We start from the raw sequence: 20,177 nt of genomic DNA, 5'->3' as shown, positions 1-20,177 counted from the left end.
TAAAGCCCAGACATCCGTCAAAGCAGCTTTAACCTTTTTAAATCTTAAAATATTTCTTATCTTTATTTTTAGATGATTATTCAAATTAAAACAACCATCTGAAACAAAAAAGAGCGGCCTAAGCCGCTCTTTTTACATCTTATTTACGTTTACGCTGAATCGCGTGAATTGCACGTCCATCGACTGCAAGTGCAGCTTCGTGAACGACTTCAGAGAATGTCGGGTGACCGAAAGTCATTAACTGTAGGTCTTCAACACTTGATACGAACTCAAGTGCGATCATACCTTGGTGTACGATATCAGACGCTGCAGGTCCAATCACGTGCATACCGAGTAGACGATCTGTCTTCGCATCAGCAACAAACTTAACAAAGCCTGCGTTTTCACCAGCAGCCATTGCACGACCATTTGCAGCGAAACCAAATTGACCTGTTTTAACTTCGTGGCCTTTTTCTTTCGCTTGCTCTTCTGTTAAACCAACCCACGCCGCTTCTGGGTGTGTGTAAATTACAGAGATGATAGTGTCATAGTTCACTTGAGCTGCATGACCGTGGATACGCTCAACAGCCATTACACCTTCTTCCATTGCTTTATGTGCAAGCATTGGACCACGTACCAAGTCACCAATTGCGTATACACCTTCAACTGAAGTTGCACACCAATCGTTTACTTCAACTAGACCGCGCTCAGTGAGTTTAATGCCTGAATCTTCAGCCAATAAACCTTCTGCATATGCTTTACGGCCCACACAAACGATCAATTTATCGAAAGTTTGAGTTTTGTCTTCGCCACCTTGAGTGTACTTAACAGTAACTTCACGGCCATTCACTTCTGTACCAGCAACTTTAGCGCCAACACGGATATCAAGACCTTGTTTAGTCAATACTTTTTGGTAGTCTTTTGCCAAAGCCTTATCAGCCATTGGCAAGAATGCATCCATTGCTTCAAATACAACAACTTCAGCACCTAGACGACGCCATACTGAACCAAGTTCAAGACCAATGACACCCGCGCCGATTACGCCAAGACGTTTAGGCACTTCTGGGAACTCAAGCGCACCAGTAGAGTCAACAATAATGTCTTGGTCTACAGGAGCAACTGGAATATTGACTGGCACAGAACCCGATGCAAGGATTACATATTTAGGTTCTAAAATTTGAGTTTCACCTTCGTGAGATACAAACTCAACTTTCTTACCTGCAAGTAATTTACCTGTACCTTTTAACCATTCGATACCATTGCCTTTAAGTAGGCCATCAATACCCATCGTCAATTGGTTAACAATTTTGTCTTTACGATCAAGCAGTTTTGCAAGATCAAATTTCACTTCACCAGTCGTAATACCGTGGTCATCTAAGTGATGAACAGTATCTTCATAGCGGTGAGATGAATCAAGTAATGCTTTAGATGGGATACAACCCACGTTTAAGCAAGTACCACCTAAAGATGGTTTACCTTTATGAATACGTTTTTCAATACAAGCTACTTTAAAGCCTAATTGAGCAGCGCGGATAGCAGCTTCATAACCACCAGGACCGCCACCAATAACAACTAAATCAAATTGAGACATGTGTATCTCCAAAAATGGGCTTAGAGGATCGCTCTAAGCCCATTGCATTATTCTGAAGTATTAAAGATCAAGGATTAGCTTAGCTGGTTCTTCTAACAATTCTTTGATTGTTACAAGGAAGCCTACTGCTTCTTTACCATCGATTAGACGGTGGTCATAAGAAAGCGCTAAGTACATCATTGGCAAGATTTCAACTTGACCATTTACAGCCATAGGACGTTCTTGGATTTTATGCATACCCAAAATCGCAGTTTGTGGCGTATTTAAGATAGGTGTAGAAAGCAAAGAACCGAAAGTACCACCATTAGTAATAGTGAATGTACCGCCAGTCATATCTTCGATACCCAATTTACCATCACGCGCTTTACCAGCGTATGCACGGATACCGTTTTCAACTTCAGCATAGTTCATGCGGTCAGTATCACGAAGAACTGGAACTACGAGACCACGGTCACTTGATACAGCAACACCGATGTCGTAGAAACCGTGGTAAACGATGTCATTGCCATCAATCGATGCGTTTACAGCTGGGTAGCGTTTAAGTGCTTCAGTTGCTGCTTTAACAAAGAATGACATGAAGCCAAGACGTGCACCATGACGCTTTTCAAAAGCATCTTTGTATTGCGCACGCATTTCCATGATTGGTTTCATGTTTACTTCGTTGAACGTAGTCAACATTGCAGTTTCTTGAGTTGCAGCAAGTAGACGTTCAGCAACACGCTTACGAAGACGAGTCATAGGAACACGTTTTTCGATACGTTCACCAACAGCAACGCTTAATGGCGCAGCAGCAGGAGCAGCTGGTTTAGCTTGATGGTTTGCAACATCTTCTTTAGTGATGCGACCGCCACGACCAGTGCCAGCAACGTCAGCAGCAGCAATGCCAGACTCAGTCAATGCTTTACGCACTGCAGGAGCTTGATCAGCAACAGGTTGAGCACGTTCAACAACAGGAGCAGCGCCCGCTTGAGTTTGCGCAGCAGCTTGTTCTACTTTCTCTTCTGATTGAACAGCTTGAGTTTGAGCAGCGCCAGAAGCAGCACCTTCTTCAAAAGTCGCAATCACCTCAGCAGAAAGAACTGTATCGCCTTCGTTTTTAACGATTGCAGAAATCGTACCGTCAGCAGGAGCTACAACTTCTAAAACAACTTTATCTGTTTCAATATCACAAATCACTTCGTCACGTGATACTGCTTCACCTGGTTGTTTGTGCCAAGTTGCAACTGTACCGTCAGCAACTGACTCTGGGAATACCGGTGCTTTAATTTCGGTTGCCATTATTAAGAATCTCCTGTTATTCAGCTACGATAGCTAAAGCATCATTTACGAGCTGAGCTTGTTGTTTTGCGTGCAAATATGGTGAACCACAAGCCGGTGCAGCAGAAGCTTCACGACCTGCATAACTAATACGAACTTGTTTGCCCGCTTTCATCACGTCGTCATAAAGACGCGGAGCGATGAATAACCATGCACCTTGGTTCTTCGGTTCTTCTTGAGCCCAAACCAATTCTTTAACGTTTGGATATTGTGCCAGAACTTCAGCAAGACGTGCTTCTGGATACGGATACAATTGTTCAATACGAACGATTGCTGTGTTGTTCAATTCTTTTTCACGACGTTTTTCAAGTAAGTCGTAGTAAACCTTACCACCACAAAGCACTAGACGAGTTACGTCTGACTTGTTGATATTGTCGATTTCATCGATCACAGTTTGGAATGAACCATTTGCAAGTTCTTCTAATGTAGAGGTTGCAAGTTTGTGACGAAGAAGAGACTTCGGTGAAGTCACGATCATTGGTTTACGGATTGGACGAAGTGCTTGACGACGCATCGCATGGTAAATCTGCGCTGGTGTAGTCGGTGTGATCACTTGCATGTTTTCTTCAGCACATAGCTGTAAGAAACGCTCTAAACGAGCTGATGAATGCTCAGGACCTTGACCCTCAAAGCCATGTGGAAGAAGCATAGTCAGACCGCATACACGTTCCCACTTAGTTTCGCCAGACGCGATGAACTGATCGATTACAACCTGTGCACAGTTTGCGAAGTCACCAAATTGCGCTTCCCAAATGACAAGGCTCTTTGGAAGAGTCGTTGCATAACCGTATTCGAATGCAAGAACCGCCATTTCTGACAATAATGAGTCATAAATAGCTGTACGTGGTTGGTTTTCTTTCAAGTTACATAATGGAATGTAAGTTGAACCATCTACTTGGTTATGAAGTTTTGCATGACGGTGTGAGAATGTACCACGACCAACGTCTTCACCTGTTAAACGAACAAGGAAACCTTCATCTAGAAGAGACGCGTAAGCTAATGTTTCAGCAGCACCCCAGTTCAATGGCATTTCACCAGTCTGCATTTTCAGACGGTCATCAATCACTTTTGCAACCTGACGTTGCATCACGAAGCCTTCTGGAAGCTCGCGCATTTTCGCACCAAGCTCTTTTAGACGTTCGATTGGGAAAGTGGTATCCCATTTGTCTGTGTATTCGTGGCCTAGGTAAGGTTTCCAGTCCACAAACATTTTTGTATTTGGCTCAAGTACCAACGCATTTGCAACGTGTTTACCTGCTTCAAGGTCAGAACGATACTGTTCAACCATTGCATCAGCAGAAGCGCGATCAATAACACCTTCTTGTACAAGCTTGTCAGCATAAAGCGTACGTGTAGTCGCTTTTTTATTGATGATTTGATACATCATTGGCTGAGTTGCAGCTGGCTCGTCGGCTTCGTTATGACCACGACGACGGTAGCAGAACATATCGATTACAACGTCTTTACGGAATGTATGACGGAAATCGTGTGCCAATTGAGAAACAAATAATACAGATTCAGGATCATCACCGTTCACATGGAAGATCGGTGCTTGGATCATTTTCGCGATGTCAGTACAGTATTCTGTAGAACGCGCATCACGTGGGTCAGACGTTGTGAAACCAACTTGGTTGTTCACGACGATATGAACTGTACCACCCACGGTATAACCGCGAGTTTGTGACATTTGGAAAGTTTCTTGGTTTACACCTTGACCTGCAAATGCAGCATCACCGTGAACGATGATTGGTAATACATCATCACCACCGATATCTTTACGACGTACTTGACGTGCGCGTACAGAACCTTCAACTACAGGTCCAACGATTTCTAAGTGTGATGGGTTAAACGCTAATGCCAAGTGAACTTCGCCACCCGGAGTCATTACGTTTGAAGAGAAACCTTGGTGGTATTTAACGTCACCAGAGCCTTTTTTATGAAGTGATTTACCTTCGAACTCACCAAATAGATCAGCCGGGTTTTTACCCATGATGTTTACAAGAAGGTTTAAACGGCCACGGTGAGGCATACCGATAACCACTTCTTTACAGCCTACTGAACCTGCGCGTTGAATAAGTTCATTCACCATAGGAATGAAAGATTCACCACCCTCAACACCGAAACGTTTCGCACCAACGAATTTGTTACCAAGATATTTTTCTAGGCCTTCAGCTGCAGTTAGACGTTCAAGGATATGTTTTTTCTGGTCTGCAGTGTAGCCAAATTGACCACGAGTACCTTCAAGGCGTTGTTGAATCCAACGTTTTTCTTTTGTATCAACAATGTGCATGTATTCAACACCAATCGAAGCGGTATAAGTTGCTTCCATTGCTTGAACCATTTCACCAAGTGTTGCTTCAGACTTACCGATTGCAAGGTTACCTGTATTAAACACAGTATCTAAGTCAGACTGAGTTAGACCGTGCGCAGCAAGATCTAGATCAGGCACGATTTCACGTTTTGCAAGACCAAGTGGATCTAATTTTGCGTTTTGATGACCACGGTTACGGTATGCAGCGATCAACTGTAATACACCGATTTGACGGCGTTCATGCTCAGAACTTACTGCACTTTGCACTACAGGCTGAACACGGCTTGAATTACGGCCTAATAATAGGAATTGCTCACGTACATTGCTGTGTGGTTGATCACCTTTCGGGAATTTATCGAAGTATTCACGCCAATCAGCCTCTACTGAGTCTGGAGCCGTTAGATACTGCTCATAAAGTTCTTCAATATACGCTGCACTGTCAGCGCTAAGTTCAGTGTCAAGACGCAGTGCGTCAGCAACTTCTTGCATTTGTGGACCCATTTCCTATTGCAAAACATTTCAGGATGCTTTTTAAGCGAACCCATGATTAGTAATGTCAAATTGGTAATATGACATTAGTCCCCATTAGGCTTAAGCCTTGAGGCGTTATCACTACATTAGGATTACCCAATGTGATTAATGAACAATAACGCCCTCAGCGGCATCATTACTCATTGAGAAATACCCGACCTAAATCGAGCAATTTTTGCAAATCATCTTAGAAAAAATAAATTTTTCGCAATTATCTTTTCTAAAACGACTTTATTAACATTTATATACCTTCTACAGCGCTTAAATTGTAGAAAAAATGTACCTAATTCAAAGTCATTTTTTACATATAGTGATACTCTAAATGCTAACACGTTCGAGCATTTTCAATTGATTTTTTTGACACATACCTCTCATAAATTAGCGAAATACACTGTTTGTATTTTCATCTATGATATGGTGCTACATATAAAATGATCTTTCAATTAAGACAAAAGTCTACGTTCGATTTTTACCTCATCTCATATACAAAAACAAAAGAGAGCTGACATTCCTATCCTCTCTCTTTTTACTACGTTACATAATAACATCTTCTAATCCTTTTGACAGACTTGAACGAGCGTTTCATCAATAAATAACCATTTATCTATCACTTTATACTTTTAATTCACTACGTTTCTATGAAATCCATTTATAGCACTCTGCAATGACAGCGAATAACTTTCACTATCATCATTTTTATATATGACAAAAAAAAGCGCACCCAATGGTGCGCTTCTTTTTACTGCTAAATCTATTAACCAAGATCTAAAAGCATATTACGGATGTGACCGATTGCTTTAGTTGGGTTAAGACCCTTAGGACATACAGATACACAGTTCATGATACCTTTACAACGGAACAATGAGAATGGGTCGTCAAGACGAGCCAAACGCTCTTGAGTTGCTGTATCACGAGAGTCAATGATGAAGCGATATGCGTTCAACAATGCTGAAGGACCCAAGAACTTGTCTGGGTTCCACCAGAATGATGGACATGAAGTTGAACAACATGCACAAAGAATACATTCGTACAAACCATCTAAATGTTCACGCTCTTCAGGAGACTGCAAACGCTCTTTTGGAGGCGCAGGCTGATTGTTGATTAGGAACGGATGGATTTTATTGTACTGATCGTAGAACTGATTCATATCTACAACCAAATCTTTAATTACTGGAAGACCTGGAAGTGGACGAATTGTGATCACTTCAGGTAAGTCGTTTAGGTTCCAAAGACACGCCAAACCATTTTTACCATTAATGTTTACACCATCAGAACCACAAATACCTTCACGACATGAACGACGGAATGTTAATGATTCGTCTTGAACTTTTAATGCTAGAAGTGCATCAAGCAACATACGATGCTTATCAGTCAACTCTAGTTTAAAAGTTTGCATGTACGGAGCTGCATCCTTATCAGGATCGTAGCGGTAGATATTAAATGTACGAGTACCTCTACTCATCTTACTTCTCCCAATTAGAATGTACGTGGTTTAGGCGGAATAGCATCTACAGATAAAGGCTTGTAACGTACTGGTTTGTACTCAAGACGGTTATCTACAGAGAACCATAAAGTGTGTTTCATCCACTCATCATCACGACGACCGTATGGGTAGTCAGCATGATCAGGTGGTAATTCAAAATCTACCACTGTATGCGCACCACGACATTCTTTACGTGCAGCCGCAGAAATCAGTGTCGCTTTCGCAACTTCATACAGGTTTTCAACTTCTAGAGCTTCAACACGCGCTGTGTTAAATACTTTAGATTTGTCTTTCAAGTGAATGTTACGTACACGTGGTTCGAGCGCAAGAATCTGTTTCACACCCTCTTCAAGAAGTGCAGATGTACGGAATACACCAGCGTGATCTTGAACGATGTCACGGATTGCATCTGCAACTTCTTGAGCATTTTCACCAGAAGTTGATTCATCAAGATGACGAACACGATTCAAAGTTTTTTCAAGAACAGTTGTAGGAAGCGGTGCATATTCATCACCGTGGTGTTTAGTTACATAGTCAACAATATGTTCACCAGCAGCTTTACCAAATACAACCAAGTCAAGCAATGAGTTTGTACCTAGACGGTTAGCACCGTGTACAGATACACATGAACATTCACCAATTGCATAGAAACCTTTCACTGGTTTAGTGAAATCACGGTCACCCGCATTGTGTGAGTACACACCAGTTTCTTTATTGTAGTTCGCAACCAAAGCTTCAGTTTCACGAGATACAGGAACAACCACTTGACCATGAATATTTGTAGGAATACCACCCATTTGGTAATGGATTGTAGGTACTACAGGAATTGGCTCTTTAGTGATGTCAACGTTCGCGAATTTCTTACCAATCTCAAATACAGATGGAAGACGTTTCATGATTGTTTCAGCACCAAGATGCGTCATATCAAGCAAGATGTAGTCTTTCTTAGGACCACAGCCACGACCTTCTTTAATTTCTTGGTCCATAGAACGTGATACAAAGTCACGAGGCGCCAAGTCTTTCAGTGTCGGAGCATAACGCTCCATGAAAGGCTCACCAGCATCGTTACGAAGGATCGCACCTTCACCACGACAACCTTCTGTCAACAATACGCCTGCGCCCGCAACACCTGTTGGGTGGAATTGCCAGAATTCCATATCTTGTAATGGAATACCTGCACGAGCTGCCATACCAAGACCGTCACCAGTATTAATATAAGCATTAGTAGATGCACGGTAAACACGACCAGCACCACCAGTAGCGAACAATGTTGCTTTACCTTGGAATACTGCAATTTTACCTGTTTCTTGGTCAATTGCTGTCACACCAAGCACATCACCCTCTTCATTACGGATCAAATCAAGTGCGATCCATTCAACGAAGAATTGAGTACCCATTTTCACGTTGCTTTGATAAAGCGTATGAAGAAGAGCGTGACCTGTACGGTCGGCAGCAGCACATGCACGTGGAACTGGTTTTTCACCATAGTTCGCAGCATGACCACCAAACGGACGTTGGTAAATTGTGCCGTCAGCGTTACGGTCAAATGGCATACCTAGGTGTTCAAGCTCATATACAACTTGAGGCGCTTCACGAGTCATAAACTCAATTGCGTCTTGGTCACCTAACCAGTCAGAACCTTTAACTGTATCGTAGAAGTGGTAGTGCCAGTTATCTTCTTGCATGTTACCAAGAGATGCACCAATACCACCCTGCGCTGCAACAGTGTGTGAACGAGTTGGGAATACTTTAGTCAGTACAGCAACTTTCAAACCAGCTTGAGCAAGTTGGTAAGAAGCACGCATACCTGAACCACCACCACCAACGATGACTGCATCGAAAGTTAGGTGTGGAATATTTGTGTAATCTTCTTTAGGGGTTATAGCGCCCATGATATTTTCCTATCAATTTGCCCAAAAAATCTGGATCGCCCAGATCGCGTATGCAAATACTGCAACAATTACTGCAGAAGTCAGCACTAAACGCAGACCGTTTGCTGAAGGACCCATTTGACGAGTAGTCACATAGTCAGTGAATACTTGCCACATACCAATCCAAGCATGCGCAACAAGAGATAAGACAGACAATAAAGATAAAATCTTCATTGGTGTTGTCATCATAAAGCCATACCATTGCTCAAAAGTGAATCCGCTATTGCAAAGGATCCAACCCAGCACAACAATAGTATAAACAGCCAATACAACGGCACTTACACGTTGGATAAACCAATCGCGCGAACCTGATCCTGTTAAACCTGTAGCACTTTTCATTAGAGAACAATCCATACAAATGCTGCAACAATACCGATTGCAGACAAGATCAATGAAATAGTAGCTGCGATACGACCACTTTGAAGTTCTTCAGCAACGCCAAGATCTGCAAATAGATGCTTGATACCACCAATAAGGTGATAAATTAAGCCGGCTACAAATACCCATACGACAAAACGCACAATAAAGCTATCAAACACAGCTTGAACTTGCGCAAAACCTTCAGGTGAAGATAAAGATTTGTCTAAAATCCAAAGAAGGACCGGTACGAGTAAAAATACGATAACACCTGATAGACGGTGTAAAATTGATGCAATAGCCACAGGGGATTTTAAGTTTACGTCTAAAACTTGACCCATGGACAAATTGACAGGTCTGTTGCTTTTCACAGCGGGCATCCTGTAAGTAAAAACTCCATCCGGAGTTTGTTGGAATTAATTCGTAGGAAAGCTAGCATAGTCAGACATTACAATATAATAAACTCTGCAGCTGTCTGATCTTATAAACGACAGGGAATTATAAAACGTGAACTTTCAAAACACAAACGAAGACAATTAGGAATTTTGCAAAATATCCTTAAATAAGAATCATTAACAATAACTTTTCTAAAAACAAATACCTTATTTATCTAAGAAAATCATACTATGTTGTTGGTTTTAATCAGTTAAATGTAAATCTCACTTATTGTTTTTGTGTGTATATGGCGATTTAAACTTTTAGACTAAAGATGAACAAATCTAAATCTTTCTTTTCCCATTACATTTTAAAATCTTCCAGCACATTCGCCAAGCCATAATTATAAAAATAAATGTGCATCATTTTCTCAAATGATAAAACTGAAAGATCATGAAACGAAATAAGTACTTAGTCTGTGCATAAAAATCTCAGCAACAGCAAATCTGTTTAATAAAACTCCATTTTTTACCTTTCCAATGACAAAAATGTTCATTTATTGATCTTTTAAAGGCGTTTAATTAACTATTTTTTAACCAAACGAACTTTTTTTTAAGTACGATTAAGTCGTTTTAATTATGAATAAGAAAAAAGCAATTTAGAGCCACAGATGTGTGTAAGTTACGAAAATTATAATAATTTAATGAAATAGCGGTCTTGTAATTCATATTTGTTTCAGAGTTTTTAAGAATTAAAAATTGCTTACAATTAAGGCAATAGGCTTTTTTTAATCTGCACCTCCCCTGCAATTTGACTTATTATACTGCGTCGGCACTGTGATTTTACTCATTTTTTAAGCGGATGAATTGTGCTTCATTTCAAGGAATGATCCTCAATTTATATCCATAAGTATAATTGACAAAATTTCAGTTCCCTCTAATCTTAGAGCAAATTTTTGATCTGTCTGATTCTCGCATTAAAAGATTAGTACTGAGTCAGATAAAACATTCACCAGGACAGGAGATCTATTGAATGTCTGAAGCAACTGGCAAAAAAGCCGTTTTACAGCTTGATGGCAAAGAAATTGACTTACCAATTTACAGTGGCACTCTAGGCCCAGATGTAATTGACGTTAAAGATGTATTGGCCGCAGGTCACTTTACTTTTGATCCTGGTTTTGTCTCAACGGCTGCTTGTGAATCTAAAATCACTTTCATTGACGGCGGTAAAGGTGTTCTTCTACACCGTGGCTACCCAATCGACCAGCTTGCTACTAAAGCAGACTACTTAGAAACTTGCTACCTTCTTTTGAACGGCGAGCTTCCTACTGCTGAACAAAAACAAGAATTCGATGCTAAAGTTCGTAACCACACTATGGTTCACGATCAAGTTGGCCGTTTCTTCAATGGTTTCCGTCGTGACGCTCACCCTATGGCGATCATGTGTGGTGTTGTTGGTGCGCTTTCTGCGTTCTATCACAACGGTTTCGATGTTGAAAACATTGACCACCGCGAAATCACTGCTATTCGCTTAATCGCTAAAGTTCCTACTTTAGCTGCTTGGACTTACAAATACACAGTAGGCCAACCATTCGTTTACCCACGTAACGACTTAAGCTACGCAGAAAACTTCTTGTACATGATGTTTGCTACTCCTGCAGACCGTGATTACAAAGTTGACCCTATTCTTGCTAAAGCAATGGACCGTATCTTCACGCTTCATGCTGACCACGAACAAAACGCGTCTACTTCTACAGTACGTCTTGCTGGTTCTACTGGCGCTAACCCATACGCATGTATCGCTGCGGGTATCGCGGCTCTATGGGGACCTGCTCACGGCGGCGCGAACGAAGCTGTTCTTAAGATGCTTGACGAAATCGGCACTGTAGAAAACGTTGCTCCGTTCATGGAAAAAGTGAAAACTAAAGAAGTTAAACTTATGGGCTTCGGTCACCGAGTTTACAAAAACTTCGATCCACGTGCGAAAGTAATGAAAGAGACTTGTGACGAAGTGTTAACTGCACTTGGTATCAACGATCCACAACTTGCTTTGGCTATGGAACTTGAACGTATTGCGCTTTCTGACGAATACTTCATCAAACGTAACCTATACCCTAACGTAGACTTCTACTCAGGTATCATCCTTAAAGCGATTGGTATCCCAACAGAAATGTTTACCGTAATCTTCGCTCTTGCACGTACTGTTGGTTGGATTAGCCACTGGTTAGAAATGCACAGCGCACCTTACAAAATCGGTCGTCCTCGTCAGCTTTACACTGGCGAAACTCAACGCGATATCCAAGGTCGTTAATTCGAAAGAATTGTGCGAATCTAAAAACCGTCCCTTTGGGGCGGTTTTTTTATGCAGCTAGATTTATTTTGCACTTTAAAAAAGACCCATCTGACTGATTTTCCAACTCAATCATTAGATAAAACGATGCATCACAAACTATAAAGTATGCTGTTTATTGCTGAGTGTATTTTAAATCGCCATTTTCTAGAAAGTCTCACACTGTTTCATCAGATAGCGTCATAAAAAAAGCCTAATTCCACGTAGAAATTAAGCTGTAAACAAAAGGTTTAAATATTGATGATGCTTTATTTTTGCTTATTGAGTTAGGCAACTTTTTAATAAACAATATTTTCTAAGCAACCGTCTCATAGTCTGCCAAGTCCATATGTTTAAGACGCAGCTTTAACTGTTTCAGTGACCACGGCCAAGCTGCGAAATTGCGCCCATTGGCATCTAAGTAATAACTCTTACAACCGCCACTATTAAAGACCGTAGTCTGTAAATGCGTCTGTACTTTTGCATTGTGATAGGCCAATACATTTGGCTTAATTTCAAGCCGTTGTATCTTCTCTTGTTTCATTTTTACCAAAGCATCAACGATATATCCAACCTGTGCTTCTGCAATCCCAATAAATGAGTCATAAACCAAAATATTTGGCCCAAGCACCAAGAAGGCATTAGGTACTTGCGCGATACTGGTACCCAAAAATGCTTCAGGAGAACTGTTTTTCCAAAGTTCTGACAATAACTCCCCTTTGGCATTTTTTACACGTTGTCCAATCGGCGGATGAGAAACTTCAAAACCCGTACCCCAAATAATGACATCGACTTCATGACGTTCACCATTTGCAGCAATAACAGTATTACCTTCTATTTCAACTAAACCATGTGGTACAAGTTCGACATTGGCTTGCTGCAAAGCAGGATAATAGTTATTGGCAAATAAAAGACGCTTACAACCAATAGAAAAGTTTGGTGTAACTTTTTCACGTAATTCAGCATCTTGAATTTGTGTTTTTAACAACTGACGACCCAAATAATTCACAGGCTCTAAAAGCGAAGGATTACGTAGTCCTAAATTAATACCATTTAATATACCGGCCACACTTTTGCGCCAAGTTTCTTGTACTGTTGGAAAGCGGGTAATGATGCCTTTCGCACGGTCATTCAGTGGCAAATCTGCTTTTGGCAATACCCATGGTGCGGTACGTTGAAACACCACCACATTTTTGGCAATAGGTTGAATCTGAGGAATAAACTGAATCGCAGATGCCCCCGTACCAATCACCGCAATACGTTTATCTTTTAAGTCATAGGCATGGTTCCATCGCGCAGAATGGAACATTTCACCTTCAAAGCTTTCAATACCTTTAATTTTTGGAATTTGAGGTTCAGTAATCGGCCCAGTGGAAAAAATTACCGTTCTCGCCGCATACTTACCTTTGCTCGTCTCCAATTGCCATTGCTTTAATTCCTCATTCCATTCCGCTGCAATCAATTCACAGTTGAACTGAATGTTGCGATAAAGCCCATGCTGCTCCGCAACATCTTCTAAATAATTCAGAATCTCAGGTTGCTTGGCAAATAAATGACTCCATTTATGACTCGGCGCAAATGAAAAAGAATACAACGCCGAAGGAACATCACATCCACAACCTGGATAGGTGTTGTCGCGCCATGTTCCTCCCACGCGATTAGCTTTTTCTAAAACCACATAATCGGTATAACCCCGTTCATTCATTTGATGAGCAGCAGCTAAACCTGATATCCCCGCACCAATCACAATGGTATCGTAGACACGCACTTGATTTTCTACGCTTGGTTTTTCTAGGTTAGGCTCTGACTCTGATTGGTCTTGTACTGCTTTTTTTGCTTTGGCAGAAGACGTTACAGTACGACGTACATTAGTTTGCGTTGTTGCCTTTTTAGTTTGAGTTTTCTCTTGATCTAATGCTTTTACATCTTCGTCATGTAATTGTGTCGGCATGTTCATGCTTTTGCTCCCGACTTTTTAATATAGTTGTTAAATAAGGGATAACCCACCCCCAATAAGCGGGTATAGGTTTGCGGGGATAGACGCTTTAACCACCAAAATAATTTGGCATCAGGTTGCGGAATGATATACAACTTCCCTGCATCTAAATTATTCAATGTCAAATTGACGACATCGTGGCTCGTCGTAAATGCATGATTCATCAGCAGTTGATCAGCTAAGCCTGAATATCGATTGGGCAAGCGACCATTTTTCATAATATTTGTTGGCACTAAGGTTGGGCATAGCACATTCACACGGATATTTGCCGATCTGAGCTCTGCCGATAAAGTTTCAGACAATGCCAACACACTCGACTTCGTCACGTTATATGCTGTCATTTCTGGTGCAGCAGTATATGCCGCAGCAGAAGCAACATTAATAATCGCGCCGCCTTGCTTATTTTGTTTCAGCTTGGGTACAAAATAATGGCAGCCATGCACCACCCCCCACAAATTGACATGCATGCACCACTGCCAGTCGTCTAAACTCAATTCATCAAATTTACCACCCAGCCCGACGCCTGCATTGTTGATCACCAAAGTCACAGCATGTCCCATCAACTGCTCAGCTTGCTCTGACAGTGCTTTAACTTCTTCAGCCTTACCTACATCACACTGCACTGCATAAGCATTTGATGAGGTCATGGATTGAATTTGCTCCACTGTTTCTTGTGCTGCCTCTAAATGAATATCGGCACAGACCACTGTTCCGCCACGACGAGCCAACTCCAAAGCGAAACTTCGCCCAATACCACTGCCTGCACCTGTGACCACCGCATAGGCGTTTTCACTTGGCTTGTTCTTTTTTCCAAATAGCCCCATGGTTTTGTCCTTTTATCGTTTTAATGCTGGTGTAAATTCTTTGACAAAATAAGGTGTTAACACGCCATCAACAGGGTTCAGCAAACGCTTTTTGTAATATTCAAGAAATGCAGAAGTGTCATGATCATTCGGGTGAAAACTTGGTCGTAGATAGTCAAAAATATGCCCGAGGCTGCTGCCATAAACACCATCTTTTAACCCAAAAATCAGTTGGAAACTGCGCGGAACATCTTTCCAGTAGCTTAGGCTAATCAAATTTGATGGCTTTCTGTAGAAAGGGACAATCGATGCACCAATTGAAATCAAACCCAAAATGGTAATTAATGCAGGGAAAAAGCCAGCAATACGTAAAGCATAATTACCTGATAATTCTTGATAAACATCATAGGCAATGTCTTTGTGTTCAGACTCTTCCAACATATGCCACATCCAAATGGCGCGCTGCTTTTCATCTATTGAATTAAAAAAGATTTCTTCATGATTCATCATGTATTCCGCAAGCACTGCGGTGAAATGCTCAATTGCTGCCATTAAGGATAACTTCATTGGCTGTGGCATACGTTCAAAACCATAGGCAAAGACGTAGTGTTCTAACTTTCTAAAAAATTGCACAGGCAGATTTCTTGCGCGATACGCTTCATTCATTTCTTCATGCATACGTGAATGAATAGCCTCTTGCCCAATCAACGACGTGACACGTTGTCTTAATACAGGATCTTGAATAAAGTCGCGATGATATCGAGCAGTATCAATCACCAAATCTTCGCCACGGGTTAAGAAAATAGATAAAGATGCAAAATAGGCACTGGCCAATTCTGCATTCATATAAAATTTTGGATCAATTTTTTCTGGTTCGAAATCAAATTTCATATGACGAATAGGAACAACGGCAGACTGTTTTGTTGGGTCAAAGACAGGGCCTGCAAATACGCGTGCTAAAGTTTTTTTTATCGGTTGAAAAGCGCTCATGGTTTTGCTCTCAATTTGGGTGTTTCCCCTTCATTGACTTCATGTCGATTAAAGTAAAAACACATAGATTGAGGATCAAATTAAGTGAGATAGATCACTAGGCCATTAGCAAAACCGACCTCTAGATTTGCAAAAATGCTCAAATATTTTCTTTGTCAGACAATCTTTAAAACATCGGTGTTGTATGGCTCAAAAGCTTGTCATTAAAGGTCATGGCGTATTTTGAGTGAGTGATGATTATTGGATTTTTTGCACTTCACCAGTCGCAGATTGATAGAGCCATTGATGATCAAACAGGCTGTCATCTAAATGATCTAGTTTAAAATTACCAATCGCCACAGCGTAGAATCCATTGCCCTGCTGCTTAAAATGTGTGATCTCTTGCATGAGTTCTTCAGTAAGTTGACCCATAATAAAGTCTGAAATCACTACCACATCGGCATGTACAAAATTCGGTTGTTTCAACATGTCCACGGCATGATTCATCGCAGGGATAATATCGGTTCCACCATGAAATGACTGCCCTAAAAAGTGAATGACATCATCCAAAGCGCTGTTACTCTGTAAATTCAGCGCGGTTAAATTGGTCGAGAAATTCACCAAATACATCGCTCGCTTTTCTTTTAGCGCTCGAATAGATAAATACAAACAAATCGCTTTGGAAATCAGTTCAGGTTGCCCATTCATTGAGCCACTGGTATCTAAGCAGACAATCATCGGGCCTTTTTGTCCGACTCGACGCTGTGTATGGCGTGGGTCTTCGATCACCCGTCCCTGTTGCTGCCCTTGTCGATTAAAACTCATCAGGTTAGATTCTAAATATTTCAAATCAAATAAAACTTGCAAGTCTGGATCGGCTAACAGCGCCAACTCGCTAGGTAAAGCCATACTGAGTTCTTGTGCCAATTTAATTCCAGTAATTTCCTCTTGCGCCATCGGGGTGTGAATAAGCTGCTGTGGCTCTTGTTCTAACTGAGCAGAAATCCGCTTACGTGGCATATTCGGCTGTGCGCTTCCGATCATTTGACATAAACGTTTAAGCGCCCGATCTTGCTCGAGATAATTCGCCCATTGCTCAAAGTTCTGTACATCATGCTCAGTTAATTGCCCTTTGGAATAGTCCAGAAAAATCCCTGTTTCAAACCCGACACTGTCATGGTGCTTGACCATTTTCGACAATGTCGCGAGAAAATCTTTGATTTCATCTAAAAAGGCATCTCGTTGTAAACGGAGCTGCTCAAACTCCCAATGTGCAATGGCTTCGGTCAATTTGCGCTGCCATTTGCCTTTGAATAGCTCAATGTGTAATTGACGCTGCTGCTTGGTCAGCAATGGCTGTTGGCTCTGTTGCCACATTTCAGTGAATTCTGGAATCCCTAAGGTTTGCATGAAGGCGGCATATTCAGTGTGGAATTGAACAAAATCGCCCTGTTCCCAATGCTTTATCGCAAGCCAATGTTCCAATTGCTGCTGGGCCGTTGCATAGGGATGCTGCTGATCTAAACTCGACTTTGCCTGAAAGACCCATTCCTGAATTTTTTGATCGAGCTTTTTTGCAACTTTATGATCATCCAACCAATGTTTTAAGCTGGATTGTTTTAATTCATCATAAAGTTGCGAACTTAATTCATCGAGTGCTGATTGGGTTTGTTGTCGTGACGGTTCTAATTGCGACATAACTGTTCCAAGCGCTCACAATCTTGCAACTGCAATTGATATCTTGCCAATTGCTGCTCAATAGATTGAAATAAATGTTGAATATCCTGTTCAGTGACAAAGACCGATTTAAACTGATGCTTTTGGCTGTTAAAGCGTTCCGTTAACAGATCCAATTCTGTTTGAAAATATGATTTGAGCCGTTGAACTTCGTGTAACAGCTCATATTGGCTTTGTGCTGAAAATGAGCTGCGTGGACTGCCTTTGGTATGTTTTATATACGGCGTCACCACTTCTTCTAAGCCGTAATAGCCACCTTTTAACGTACACACTCTTGAACCATTAAAATTACATACGATTCCACGCACTTCTTCACCGGTATCATCTAAGGCAAAGAAGTCCTTTTTCGTATCCATTTTATCTAGTTCGAGATACAACACTTTATCTTTATAGTGTCGATCTAGATTAGTCACTGCACGCAAGTAGTCAGTGCCATGAATTAAATAACTCTCATACACATCATCGGTATAATAAAAATGATTGAGCACCCGCTGTTCAAGTGCATCCTTCTCTGCCACATGCTGTTCGAATTGCAAACCGTAATTTAAGCCATTTTCAGCCAATACTTCATCTATCTGCTGCGAAACAAAGGCAATGTCTTCAGGCTGATTCCATAAGCAATGTTTTAAAATTAAAAAATCACTCAAAATCACCGATGGACGATCATTTAAAAATGCACAGGTTTTGACTAGATAAGCCACACGTTGCCAACGACGGTCAGAGACATAGACCACGTGATCTTCAAAGTTATGATTGAGTCGATTTTTAAGTTGATCAAACAGATTTAAAATCGATTCGGGTAATTCCACCTGATAAATCTGTTCCCGCCAATCTTGTAGCTCCGCTTTTGTTATTTTTAAGGTCGCATCGACTTCAACACTGACTTGACTCGGCTTGGCCTGTAACAGTGCATGAAAGTTTTCTGCAACAGCAATCGGTGGCACTTCTAAACGCAAAATAAAACGATCATACAAGGCATCTAAGCCTTGATTGGGTTCAGGAATTTCATTCGATGCACTAACCAAAACATTCAATGGAACTTTTTGGACAATGTCACCATTTTTAAAACTGCGCTCATTCACCAAGGTCAGTAAAGTATTTAAAATTGCAGGGCTGGCTTTCCAAATTTCATCTAAAAAAGCAAAATCTGCTCGTGGTAAATAATGTTCTGTTTTACGAATGTATTGATCTTCTTTTAAGGCTTTAATCGATACTGGGCCAAAAATTTCTTCCGGCGTACTGAAACGATTCATCAAATATTCAAAATAGTCATGGACTTCAAAAGCAGAAGCAATTCGACGCGAAATCAAACTTTTTGCTGTGCCGGGCAAACCATATAAAAAGGTATTCATACCCGCAACACCAGCCAACAAACTCAAAGCAATAATCTGCTCGCGTTCATACATATTTTTACTGATTTCAGAAATTAAAGTATTAATCCGTGCTTGCATCTGATTATCTGTTTGACCGAAAACTAAATTGTAACGCCCTAACCGATGTTTCGCTGTAGCAGATGCAAAAATATCGCTTTTTAAATACAGCGCAACAGCGTGATATTGTATTTTCAGGTTATAGTAAAACTACACATCCCTTTGGAACTCTAGAAACTTTTCATCATGTTGCCCTTCTTTCCTACACTCATCCGACTGTTAAAACTTGAAGGTTTTAAATATCGATCCCTCACGGCAGGTGAAATATCCATGTGTCAGAGTGTATTTGGGGATTTGATTCAATATGAGCAAGTGAAAGTGATGAATCACCCTTTTTTGCCTTGGCAATCTGCGCATGTGGTCATGGCGCCTCAGGGGTATATCCATGCACGAAATTTACTGTTTAAAGCGGACTATGCCAAAGCGTCTTTAGGATATCGTGCCCTGTTTATTCATGAGATGGCCCATGTTTATCAATACCAGCAGCAAATCAATGTTTTGGGTCGAGGCGCTGTGTTACAGATGGCGTATTTCTTCAGTTTTAAAAAATATAATCCTTACCGCTATACCCTCAAACCACACAAGGCATTTTTTGACTACAACATTGAGCAACAAGGTGACATTGCTCGTGACATCTATTTAAAGCGAATTAAAAATATTATTTTATATCCAGAACTTGTTCATCAAATTGAGCTGTAAAGCGTCAATGCTCTTTGACGAATATTTATAGATAAATTGAATATCGCCAGATCATTCTATTTCACGCTATTGCTCGACCATTGACGCTATTTTAAGTACAAAAAAACAGCATTAATATTTACTTTATGGCACATAAGCTCAGCTAGGCTTTTAAAAGCTATGAATACCTCTAGTATCTCGCTTAAATTCAGATAAAATAGGTTTACCTTATTTTTTTGCTTTGCATCAAAACAAGTGAATTATCATACGATGATGGTGTTTTGTTTTCGCCTTTCGGCAGTATTTTTCGTATCTAAATACACTCGCTGAATAATCACAATAATACAAATCAGTGTGTTAA

General features: G+C 40.8%; 14 protein-coding genes. 2 read left to right on the top strand and 12 right to left on the bottom strand.

Annotated elements, in window-relative coordinates:
- Window positions 1–139: 139 nt before the first annotated feature.
- From lpdA to sdhC, 7 genes are all read right to left on the bottom strand, one after another.
- Window positions 140–1,570: a dihydrolipoyl dehydrogenase gene (gene lpdA / locus FTU13_RS07570; RefSeq protein WP_078192989.1), complete on the bottom strand. Its 1,431-nt coding sequence runs from the start codon at window positions 1,568–1,570 to the stop codon at window positions 140–142.
- A gap of 60 nt (window positions 1,571–1,630) precedes the next feature.
- On the bottom strand, window positions 1,631–2,848 hold the full coding sequence (gene odhB / locus FTU13_RS07565) for a 2-oxoglutarate dehydrogenase complex dihydrolipoyllysine-residue succinyltransferase (RefSeq protein WP_111884404.1): 1,218 nt from the start codon (window positions 2,846–2,848) through the stop codon (window positions 1,631–1,633).
- 16 nt (window positions 2,849–2,864) lie between these two features.
- Window positions 2,865–5,687 carry a 2-oxoglutarate dehydrogenase E1 component gene (locus FTU13_RS07560; protein ID WP_078193297.1) on the bottom strand — a complete coding sequence of 941 codons (2,823 nt, stop codon included), beginning with the start codon at window positions 5,685–5,687 and terminating at the stop codon, window positions 2,865–2,867.
- Between the two features lie 796 nt (window positions 5,688–6,483).
- Window positions 6,484–7,191 carry a succinate dehydrogenase iron-sulfur subunit gene (locus FTU13_RS07555; RefSeq protein WP_078189905.1) on the bottom strand — a complete coding sequence of 236 codons (708 nt, stop codon included), beginning with the start codon at window positions 7,189–7,191 and terminating at the stop codon, window positions 6,484–6,486.
- 14 nt (window positions 7,192–7,205) lie between these two features.
- Window positions 7,206–9,104, bottom strand: a complete 1,899-nt coding sequence (sdhA, locus tag FTU13_RS07550) for a succinate dehydrogenase flavoprotein subunit (RefSeq protein ID WP_078192991.1) — start codon at window positions 9,102–9,104, stop codon at window positions 7,206–7,208.
- A gap of 12 nt (window positions 9,105–9,116) precedes the next feature.
- On the bottom strand, window positions 9,117–9,482 hold the full coding sequence (gene sdhD, locus FTU13_RS07545; protein WP_078189907.1) for a succinate dehydrogenase, hydrophobic membrane anchor protein: 366 nt from the start codon (window positions 9,480–9,482) through the stop codon (window positions 9,117–9,119).
- Window positions 9,482–9,880, bottom strand: coding sequence for a succinate dehydrogenase, cytochrome b556 subunit (gene sdhC, locus FTU13_RS07540; protein ID WP_078192993.1), 399 nt, complete (start codon window positions 9,878–9,880; stop codon window positions 9,482–9,484). The genes sdhD and sdhC overlap by 1 nt, the downstream gene beginning before the upstream one ends.
- 1,027 nt (window positions 9,881–10,907) lie before the next feature.
- Here sdhC and gltA point away from each other — a divergent pair.
- Window positions 10,908–12,185 carry a citrate synthase gene (gene gltA / locus FTU13_RS07535; RefSeq protein ID WP_078189909.1) on the top strand — a complete coding sequence of 426 codons (1,278 nt, stop codon included), beginning with the start codon at window positions 10,908–10,910 and terminating at the stop codon, window positions 12,183–12,185.
- A gap of 334 nt (window positions 12,186–12,519) precedes the next feature.
- Here the strand turns inward: gltA and FTU13_RS07530 are convergent, their stop codons facing one another.
- The 5 genes from FTU13_RS07530 to FTU13_RS07510 all read right to left on the bottom strand — a co-directional run bounded on the left by FTU13_RS07530 (window position 12,520) and on the right by FTU13_RS07510 (window position 19,159).
- On the bottom strand, window positions 12,520–14,160 hold the full coding sequence (locus FTU13_RS07530) for an NAD(P)/FAD-dependent oxidoreductase (protein WP_180126621.1): 1,641 nt from the start codon (window positions 14,158–14,160) through the stop codon (window positions 12,520–12,522).
- Window positions 14,157–15,023 carry an SDR family NAD(P)-dependent oxidoreductase gene (locus tag FTU13_RS07525; RefSeq protein WP_180126623.1) on the bottom strand — a complete coding sequence of 289 codons (867 nt, stop codon included), beginning with the start codon at window positions 15,021–15,023 and terminating at the stop codon, window positions 14,157–14,159. Before FTU13_RS07525 ends, FTU13_RS07530 begins: the two co-directional genes overlap by 4 nt.
- Window positions 15,024–15,035: 12 nt before the next feature.
- A complete protein-coding gene (locus FTU13_RS07520) occupies window positions 15,036–15,992 on the bottom strand; it encodes a metal-dependent hydrolase (protein WP_078192996.1) in 957 nt (318 codons plus the stop codon).
- A 237-nt stretch (window positions 15,993–16,229) separates the two neighbouring features.
- Entirely contained in the window at window positions 16,230–17,669 is a 1,440-nt protein-coding gene (locus FTU13_RS07515) for a VWA domain-containing protein (RefSeq protein WP_180126624.1), read from the bottom strand.
- Window positions 17,657–19,159, bottom strand: a complete 1,503-nt coding sequence (locus FTU13_RS07510; RefSeq protein WP_180126626.1) for an AAA family ATPase — start codon at window positions 19,157–19,159, stop codon at window positions 17,657–17,659. The genes FTU13_RS07515 and FTU13_RS07510 overlap by 13 nt, the downstream gene beginning before the upstream one ends.
- A 162-nt stretch (window positions 19,160–19,321) precedes the next feature.
- Between FTU13_RS07510 and FTU13_RS07505 the strand changes: the two genes are divergently transcribed.
- Window positions 19,322–19,837, top strand: coding sequence for a hypothetical protein (locus FTU13_RS07505; protein ID WP_180126703.1), 516 nt, complete (start codon window positions 19,322–19,324; stop codon window positions 19,835–19,837).
- Window positions 19,838–20,177 lie beyond the last annotated feature (340 nt).

The sequence above is a fragment of the Acinetobacter sp. YH12064 genome, from assembly GCF_013419735.1.
GTDB classification, from domain to species: Bacteria; Pseudomonadota; Gammaproteobacteria; order Pseudomonadales; family Moraxellaceae; genus Acinetobacter; species Acinetobacter amyesii.
Note: the sequence above shows the minus strand (reverse complement) of the source record. Positions and strands in the feature narration are given on the sequence as shown.